8 protein-coding genes are annotated in these 8,194 nt (G+C 70.2%); 4 read left to right on the plus strand and 4 right to left on the minus strand.

Annotated features, from left to right (window positions below; all coding sequences use genetic code 11):
• Nucleotides 1–84: 84 nt before the first annotated feature.
• The gene (locus ACNFOC_RS46370; RefSeq protein WP_416965020.1) at nt 85–1,062 is read right to left on the minus strand and encodes an aldo/keto reductase; all 978 of its coding nucleotides are present in this window, start codon (nt 1,060–1,062) and stop codon (nt 85–87) included.
• Between the two features lie 861 nt (nt 1,063–1,923).
• Nucleotides 1,924–2,829, minus strand: coding sequence for a S41 family peptidase (locus ACNFOC_RS46375; protein ID WP_416965021.1), 906 nt, complete (start codon nt 2,827–2,829; stop codon nt 1,924–1,926).
• 57 nt (nt 2,830–2,886) lie between these two features.
• Here ACNFOC_RS46375 and ACNFOC_RS46380 point away from each other — a divergent pair, with 57 nt between their 5' ends.
• Nucleotides 2,887–3,456: an ArsR/SmtB family transcription factor gene (locus ACNFOC_RS46380; RefSeq protein WP_416965022.1), complete on the plus strand. Its 570-nt coding sequence runs from the start codon at nt 2,887–2,889 to the stop codon at nt 3,454–3,456.
• A gap of 153 nt (nt 3,457–3,609) precedes the next feature.
• Nucleotides 3,610–4,611, plus strand: coding sequence for an SMI1/KNR4 family protein (locus ACNFOC_RS46385; protein WP_416965023.1), 1,002 nt, complete (start codon nt 3,610–3,612; stop codon nt 4,609–4,611).
• 270 nt (nt 4,612–4,881) lie between these two features.
• Here ACNFOC_RS46385 and ACNFOC_RS46390 read toward each other — a convergent pair whose 3' ends face one another.
• On the minus strand, nt 4,882–5,262 hold the full coding sequence (locus ACNFOC_RS46390) for a winged helix-turn-helix transcriptional regulator (RefSeq protein ID WP_416965024.1): 381 nt from the start codon (nt 5,260–5,262) through the stop codon (nt 4,882–4,884).
• A 93-nt stretch (nt 5,263–5,355) separates the two neighbouring features.
• On the opposite strand from ACNFOC_RS46390, the gene ACNFOC_RS46395 reads away from it, so the two are divergent.
• Entirely contained in the window at nt 5,356–6,285 is a 930-nt protein-coding gene (locus ACNFOC_RS46395; RefSeq protein ID WP_416965027.1) for an NADP-dependent oxidoreductase, read from the plus strand.
• A gap of 196 nt (nt 6,286–6,481) precedes the next feature.
• Nucleotides 6,482–7,300 (plus strand): RsbRD N-terminal domain-containing protein, encoded by an 819-nt coding sequence (locus ACNFOC_RS46400; RefSeq protein WP_416965025.1) that lies wholly within the window; start codon nt 6,482–6,484, stop codon nt 7,298–7,300.
• On the opposite strand, the gene ACNFOC_RS46405 is transcribed toward ACNFOC_RS46400, so the two are convergent.
• Entirely contained in the window at nt 7,193–8,056 is an 864-nt protein-coding gene (locus tag ACNFOC_RS46405; RefSeq protein ID WP_416965026.1) for a carbohydrate ABC transporter permease, read from the minus strand. The two genes, ACNFOC_RS46400 and ACNFOC_RS46405, sit on opposite strands and share 108 nt — an antisense overlap.
• Nucleotides 8,057–8,194: the final 138 nt, after the last annotated feature.

Raw genomic sequence — 8,194 nt, forward strand, 5'->3', positions numbered from 1 at the left:
GGGCGTCACGCTCATCGACACGGCCGAGATCTACGGGCCGTACACGAACGAGAACCTGCTGGGCCGGGGCGCGACGGGGCGGTGTCAGCGTTCGAGCATCCGGGCCTGGGCCTCGGTGTGGGTGGCTCCGGCGGCGGGCGGCAGACCGGAGAGCCGGTCGAGTTGCTCCGCGGTGAGGACGACGGCGTCGGCGGCGGTGTTCTCCTCGACCCGTGCCACGCGCTTGGTGCCGGGGATCGGGGCGATGTCGTCGCCCTGCGCCAGCAGCCAGGCCAGCGCCACCTGCCCGGGCGTGGCACCGGCCTCGTCGGCCAGGGCCTTGACCTCGTCGGCGAGCGCCAGGTTGCGCTGGAAGTTCTCGCCGGTGAAGCGCGGGTTGTCACGGCGGAAGTCGCTCTCGTCGAACTGGTCGGTGGAGCGCACCGTGCCGGTCAGGAAGCCGCGGCCCAACGGGGAGAACGGCACCAGGCCGATGTTCAGCTCCCGCAGCACCGGCAGGACACGGTCCTCGATACCGCGGGTGAACAGGGAGTACTCGGACTGGACCGCGGTGACGGGCTGCACGGCGTGGGCGCGGCGGATCGTGTCCGGGCCGGCCTCCGAGAGCCCGAACGCACGCACCTTGCCCTCGTCGATCAGCTCCTTCACAGCGCCGGCGGTCTCCTCGATCGGCGTGTTCGGGTCGACCCGGTGCTGGTAGTACAGGTCGATGTGGTCGGTGCCCAGCCGCTTCAGGGAGCCCTCGACCGCGGTGCGGATGTTCGCCGGGCCGGAGTCCAGGTTCCCGGCGCCGTCGCCGCCGTGCGAGACCAGCCCGAACTTCGTGGCCAGCACCACCTGTTCCCGGCGCCCCTTCAGCGCCCGGCCCAGCAGGTTCTCGTTCGTGTACGGCCCGTAGATCTCGGCCGTGTCGATGAGCGTGACGCCCAGTTCCAGGGCTCGGTGGACGGTCCGGATCGACTCCGCGTCGTCGGTACCGGAGCCGGTGTAGCCGTGGGACATACCCATGGCGCCCAGCCCGATCCGGGAAACCTCCAGGTCACGCAGCTTGATGTACCGCATCTCGCCCTCTTTCGATCCATGGCGTACCCGGCACCCCCACTCTCGCCCGGCCCGGCGGATCGCGCCCGTGGTGACCGGGGAGGGGCCGGAGTACCGGCATCTTGCTCCTCCACCTTCGCCCGGATCGCGGAACTGTGGCAGGGCGGGCTCTTCGGGGTAATGGCAGGGCCCCCCTCAAGCAGCTGAGGGAACTGGCCCGCCCCTGAGACCACTCGGCCAGGTCACTACGTGGGACGGGCGAAGGAATACTGGTCGGCGACGGGCCGCGCGCCATGGCCCGTGAGATCCCACGTCAGAGGGGCACATGAAAGAGCTGCGCTGCGAGCGATGCGACAACATCATCGGGCTGGGGTGCGCATCTCCTCCTGATGGCAGCGTGCCCAAGGCACACCCGGAGGAAAGGCGTGTCCGACAGGAGTGGCGGCGCTTCCCCGGCAACGCCATCCTGATCAAGCGAAACGGCAAGGCGCATGTTCCGGGCGCCTGCGATCACATGACAGAGGACGAGGTGCGGCCCCCGAAGTGGGGGTGGATTCTCGATCCGTCCCCCGGAGCCTGGGGCCGAATCAGCGAGGGCAGCCCAGCCGTCGCCACTGGGGGTGCCGCGCAGCTGTCGGCGACGAGCCGGTGCATGACGTGCATGGAGACTCTCGGCGGCGGCTGAGCCGTAGGGCGTGCCGTGCCGACTGATGTCCTCTGCCATCCGGTCAAGGCGGTTGGCAGCGGATCCGGCCGTTTCGGGGCGAGCACGGCGGGGCCGCCGGAGACCAGGGCCGCCGGACATCGGGGCCTCTGCCGCCGAGGCCGGCCACCGACGTGGACAGGGGCACTGCGCGCAACGCTGTCACGCGCTGGACCGGGTCAGCCTGCCAGGCGGGAGAGGGCCAGCGTGTGCGCCTGGTCGAGGGAGTCGGCAGCGGCGCAAGGGACGTCCGGCTGCACACCGGTGCCCTCCCAGTTCGTGCCGGAGACGGGATTGACGGCGCGGCCGACGGGGACGGTGGCTTCCAGGTGCGGGTGCACGGTCCAGCCCTCACACGGATGCGCGCCGCCGCGGGTGCGCTCGCCGACGACAACCGCGCGGCCGAGCTGCTGAAGGTCGTACGCCAGCTCCTCGGCGGCGGAGAAGGTGCTGTCGCTGGTCAGCACGTACAACGGCTTGCTGCCGCCGAAGCGCGCGCCGGGAACGTGCGGCGGGCTCCAGGACTGCTCGGTGCGCCCGCCGTCGCGCCAGTACATGGTGTTGAGGTGCGTGCGCTCGTCCAGCAGGTAACCGCAGACGAAGGCGACCGTGTCCGGGTCACCGCCCCGGTTGGCGCGGAGGTCCACGATCAGTGCCTGGGCGCGGGAGGCGAGGGTGAGCGCGGCGCTCAGCGGCTCGGCGGCCCACTCCAGCGGAAACAGCATCGGCGCCAGCTCCACCACGGCGACCCCTCCGTCGAGCAGCTCCACGCGGGGCGCTCCGCCCAGCGAGGTGTCGAAGTCCCGGCGGATGGCGGCCAGGCCGGCCGCCCCCTGCTCGGTGGGTACGGGGTCTGCGTGGTGCTTGAGTCTCAGGTGGCGGTCGCCGTTGACGGACTGCAGGTCCGCGGTGACCAGACGGGCGAGCGCCTCGGCGTCGTCGACGTCGTAGGCGCCCTCGGTGAGGCGTCGGTGCAGCAGGCCGGCGAGCTGCTCGGCTGTTTCGGGGAAGACGTAGTGCTCGGTCAGCAACCGGGCTGTCTCGTCGATGACAGGGGCGGGCTGAAGCTTCGTCAGAGTGGTCATGACAGGGAGTAGAGCATCGCCCTTGCGAAAGCGTCAACGAGATTAGACACTTTCGGTATGCGTGATCAGCCTTCCCATCTGCCACCCCCCGAGGATGTTCTGGAGATCGGTGCGCCCGACCAATTCGCGGCGCTCGCCCACCCGTTGCGTCAGCGGTTGCTCTTCGCCCTGGGCCACCGTCCTGCCACCGTCAGCCAGCTCGCGGCGCAGCTCGACGCGAAGAAGGGCAACGTGGCCCACCACCTCAAAGTGCTCCGCGAAGCCGGGCTGGTCCACATCGCCGAGACCCGCCAGGTCCGCGGCGGCACCGAGCAGTACCACCAGCGCACGGCCCGCCGCATGGTCGTCGCCGAACCCCAAGCGGCAGGCACCGCCGCGATGTTCGCCGCCATCGCCCAGGAACTGGACCGCTCCCCCGTCGAGCCCCACCTGACACTGCGCCACCTGCGTCTCAGCCCCGCGAAGGCGAGAGAACTCGGCGAGACTCTCGCCGGACTGGTCGACGAGGCCGAGGAGGACGCGGAGGACCAGCCGGTGCACGGCATGTTGGTGGCGCTCTATCAGCAGACTCCGCCGACAGGCACCACCGACATCACCGGCACCACCGGCACCACCGGTTCCGCCTAGCGGTACCGCCCTCGCGAGACAGCGCACGTGGGACTGGTGCCGGGCACGGCAAATCCGTTGCGCCGCTCCCCGTTGAACACCGGGGCCCGGGCCCGGTGCGTGAGGGGCATCGCCCGCGCCTTCCGACTTCCGACCACCAAGGAGCACCGGGCTGTGAAGATCGAGATCCAGCCGGACGTACGCGACATCGCCGCCCAGCTCGGGGCGGGAGTTCCCTACGCGCTGAAAGCTGTGGCCGGTCAGCTGGCCGACGATCCGGACCTGGGCCGACCGTCGGGGCTGCCCGGCATCCTGACCGTGACGGTCGACGGCGACATGTTCGAGGACTGCCCCGACCTGTCCGTCGGTTACATACGCGAGCCGGACCGCGTCGAGATCCGGTTCCTGAGAGCGGCCCACTCCACCGAGCGCTCCACGGACGGTTCCGCCGAGCCTTCCACGAACGGTTCCGCCCAGCCTTCCACGAACGGTTCCGCCCAGCCTTCGACGGACGCCCAGGGACAAGAACAGCCTGTCGGCCCCGCTGTTGCCGCGATCACGGTCAGGGAGGTCGCCGATGCCTGGCGCCGCATCACCGCCTGGCTCCAGACCAACGCCCCCGACTCCTACGCCGCGCTCCGCACCGGCGCCGACTCCGCCGCCATCGCCGCCCTGGAAGCAGATCTCGGCATCCCGATACCGGTCGAGCTGCGCACCCTGTGGATGCTGACCGCGGGTGACGACGGGGCCGGCGGCCGGGGTTGCCTTCCGGGCAACATGGCTCTGATGGACCTGGCCGCCGTGGCCGCGCGCTACCGGCTGAAGGCTGACGCGCAGGCTCACCAGGACGCCCTCAACGCCAACCGCCCCGAGGAGGAGCGGATCACCGTGTGGCAGGCGACCCGGATTCCGGTGGTCGCCCTGGGCCCGGCCGACAGCACCACGGGTCTGTATCTGGACGCCGCGACGGGCTACTTGGGCTCCTGGTCCCGCTACGACGAACCCCCCGGCGACGTACTCGACACACTGGTCACCTACTTGGAAGAGGCCGCCGACATGCTCGAAGCCCCCGCCCTCGCCACGCGGGACAGGCCGGGCCTGATCGGCGGGACGCTGGTGTGGCTCAGCGGCGTCGGCCCCGCCCAGAGAACCCGGTGGCAGCCTGTGGCCGGCTGACCGACCGACCCCGAGAGGGACCGGCTGCGTGCGCCGACCCCTCCGCGTTCGTTCTGCGTGCTCGAACCGGCCGCGCGCCCGCACCCCTCCGTAACGCCCGGAGAAACAGCAGGCCAGGAGCGCTTGTTGGTCGACCGCACGCTCCCTCCCCGCGGACCTCACACAGAACGCCATGGTGCCGCCGGCTCCTGACGAGCGTCTTCATACGCCGGGGACGACACAGCACGGCCACGTCTTCTACGGCGACGTAGCGGTGCGCCGGCGAGGGCCTCAGTCGCTGTGGGTGGCCGGCTCGGGACCGGCGTCGAGCGCGTCGAGCACCGCGTCGCCGTTCGCCCTCGCCCACTCGGTCAGCATGTGGATCGGGTCGAGCAACGTCGCCCCGAGCGGGGTGAGTTCGTACTCGACGCGGGGCGGCACCTCGGCGTAGGCGTGGCGGCTGATGAGTCCGTGGGCCTCAAGCCGTCGGAGCGTCTGGGTGAGCACCTTGCGGGAGATGCCACCGATCAGGTCGATCAACTCGCCGTGGCGCACCGGGCCCTTGCTGAGGCCGTAGAGCACGACGGCCGTCCACTTGTCGGCGATCAGCTCGACCGTCAGACGCGCCGGACAGTCGGCGAGGAAGGGACCACCGGGACCGAAACCGCTCATGGCGCCTAAGGTACCTGGCGGTTCCTTTCGGAAACCTAGCCTGGGTTCTCTCCTCCCTTACCACCCTCCAGAGCCAGGAGAGTCATGCGACTCATGCGAGTCATCACCCAACAGACGCTCGGCGGTCCCGAGGTGCTCACCGTCGTGGACGCACCCGAGCCCCAGCCGCTGCCGACCGAGGTTCTCGTCCGCGTCCGGGCGATCGGGCTGAACCCGCTGGAGGCGCGTCTGCGTGCCGGCGAGTTCCCGCTGCTCGGCCGGCCGCCGTTCGTCCTCGGCTGGGACATCAGCGGCGTGGTCGAACAGGCGCCGGGGACTTGGCGGTTCAGGCCCGGCGACGAGGTGTTCGGGATGCCGCTGTTCCCGCAGGCGGCGAACGCGTACGCCGAGGTCGTGTCGGCGCCGGCGTTGCACCTGGCACGCAAGCCGGCGTCGCTCTCCCACGTCGAGGCGGCTGCGCTGCCGGTCGTCGGGCTGACGGCGTGGCAGGGCCTGGTCGATCTCGGCGGCGTGAGCGAGGGCGACCGCGTCCTGGTCCACGGCGGTGGTGGCGGGGTCGGCCACGTCGCGGTCCAGATCGCGAAAGCGCGCGGCGCCTACGTGATCGCGACCGCCGGGGGGAGCAAGCGGGAGTTCGTCGAGGGGTTCGGCGCCGACGAGGTGATCGACTACACGGCGGTCGACTTCACCGAGGCGGTCCGCGACATCGACGTCGTGCTCGACACGATCGGCGGCGACACCGTCGAGCGGTCGCTCGCCGTGCTCCGCCCGGGCGGTCACCTGGTGACGGCCGTCGCCGAGGACGATCCGGAACTCGCCGCCAAGTACGAGGCGGCCGGCATGCGCTTCAGCGGCATCGCGGTCGACCCCGATCCCGTCGCCCTGCGGGGTCTCGTCGAACTCGTCGAACAGGGCAGGCTCCGGGTCCACGTGCAGGAGACGTTCCCGTTCGACCGCGTCGCCGACGCACACCGGCTGCTCGACGCCGGTCACCTCCAGGGCAAGCTCGTCCTCACCGTCTGATCCCGGGCAACTGCCCAACGCCGAGCCGGAGTTGAGAGCCTTCTTCGACACCCTCCCGCTCACCGTCGACCACGAAGCGTGTTGCACGCCCGTCGACCACGAAGCGTGCTGCAAGCCTTTCACCACGCGGGCCACGCCCATCACTCCGGGTGAGGAGGATTGACAGGGACTCGTTGTCGATTCGACAGTGTCGGGCGTGACTTCCTCTCCGGTTCGGCCCGCCGGGCATCCGCTTCGCGAGCTGTGCGAATCCCTGCTGTCGCGGATCGAGGAGCTCAGCATCGCGGTCACCGACGACATCAGGCGCGAGATCCCCTCCTGCGCGGCGCTGCCGCTCGCCGAGCAGCGCATGACCGTACGCAACCGCCTTCACGCCCTCCTGCGCGGGCTCGCCCTCGATGTGGAACCGACGGCCGGTCAACTGCGGGAGATCCAGGCCGAGTCACGCAGGAGGGCGTACTACGGTCTGCCCGCCCAGGACGCGCTCGCGACCTTTCACATCGGCGCCCGCCGGCTGTGGGACGAGCTGCGGGACGCGGCGCGCGGGACGGCGGCCGAGGAAGCCGACATCGACACACTGCGGGCTCGCATGGTGCGCGCGTGCACGGAGGTGCGGGCGACGGTCTACGTCCCGGAACTCGTCGCCGCTTGGGCAGAGGTTCGCCAGGGCCTGTTCCGCAGGTCGGTTCGGCCTCCGCGACCATCAGTCGTCCGGCAGCAACTCCCTGAACTGCGCGGCGAGTTCACTGCGGGAGCGGATGCCTGGCTGCGAGCGGACGTACGGGCACCGAGGGCCGCGTACACGTCGCGGGCATTGCGGTACGGCAGCGGCAGGTGTTCCAGATGGGCGGGCGTCTGCTCGAACTCCTTCCGGGTGGGGCCGAGTTGGCCTGTGCGGAACGGGGGCCTACTTCAGGCCGCCCGTCACCAGGTCGATGCGCCAGTACCGCTGCAAGGACAGGAACAGCGCGATGACGGGGATGACCGACAGCAGGGTGCCGGTGATCACCAGTGAGTACAGGGATGCCTGGTTGGCGCCGTGGCGCAGCAGGCTGTACAGACCGACCGTCAGCGGGAACTTGTCGTCGCTCGTCACCATGACGAAGGGCAGCAGGAAGTTGTTCCAGATGACGATGAACTGGAGCAGGAACACGGTGATCAGTCCCGGTGCCATCAGCCGCAGCCCGATCGCGGAGAACATCCGCCACTCGCTCGCCCCGTCCATCCGCCCGGCGTCGAGCAGCGAGTCGGGGACGGAGGCGGTCGCGTAGATCCGGCACAGGTAGATGCCGTAGGGGTTGAACAGCTGGGGCAGGATCACCGCCGCGTAGCTGTCGGTGATGCCGACCCGGGCCAGCAGCAGGTACTGCGGCACGGCCAGCACGACCTGTGGCAGCAGCACGCCCGCCAGGATGGTGTTGAACAGCAGGGTGCGGCCCCGGAAGCGGTACTTGGCGATGGCGTAGCCGGTCGCGGCGGAGACGGCGGTGGCCACGAACCCGCCGACCCCCGCGTACAGGAAGCTGTTGAGCATCCAGTGCCAGAAGACGCCCGAGTCGTACGAGGAGAGGTCGGCGACGTTGTCCACCAGCCCCGAGCCGAACGATGGCAGATAGGTCGCGGTGGAGAACAGCTCGCTGCGCGACTTGGTGGACGCGATCAGGATCCACAGCGTCGGCACCAGGCAGTAGACGGCGCCGAGCAGCAGCACGACGGTGGGCAGCAGGGCGATGCGCCTGCGGCGGGGGCGTTCGGACCGGGCGACGGTCACCGGGGACGCCAGAACGCGGAACTGGCAGCCGTAGCAAGGTAGGCGGGGCGGGCAAGGCGGCCGGATCGGTAGTGGAATATTCAACCAACACGGTCCGTTGTGCAGGTCGAAGGAGGTCAAGTGGACATGACGTACTAC

The sequence above is a fragment of the Streptomyces colwelliae genome (assembly GCF_048158785.1).
In the GTDB taxonomy this organism is placed as follows: Bacteria; Actinomycetota; Actinomycetes; order Streptomycetales; family Streptomycetaceae; genus Streptomyces.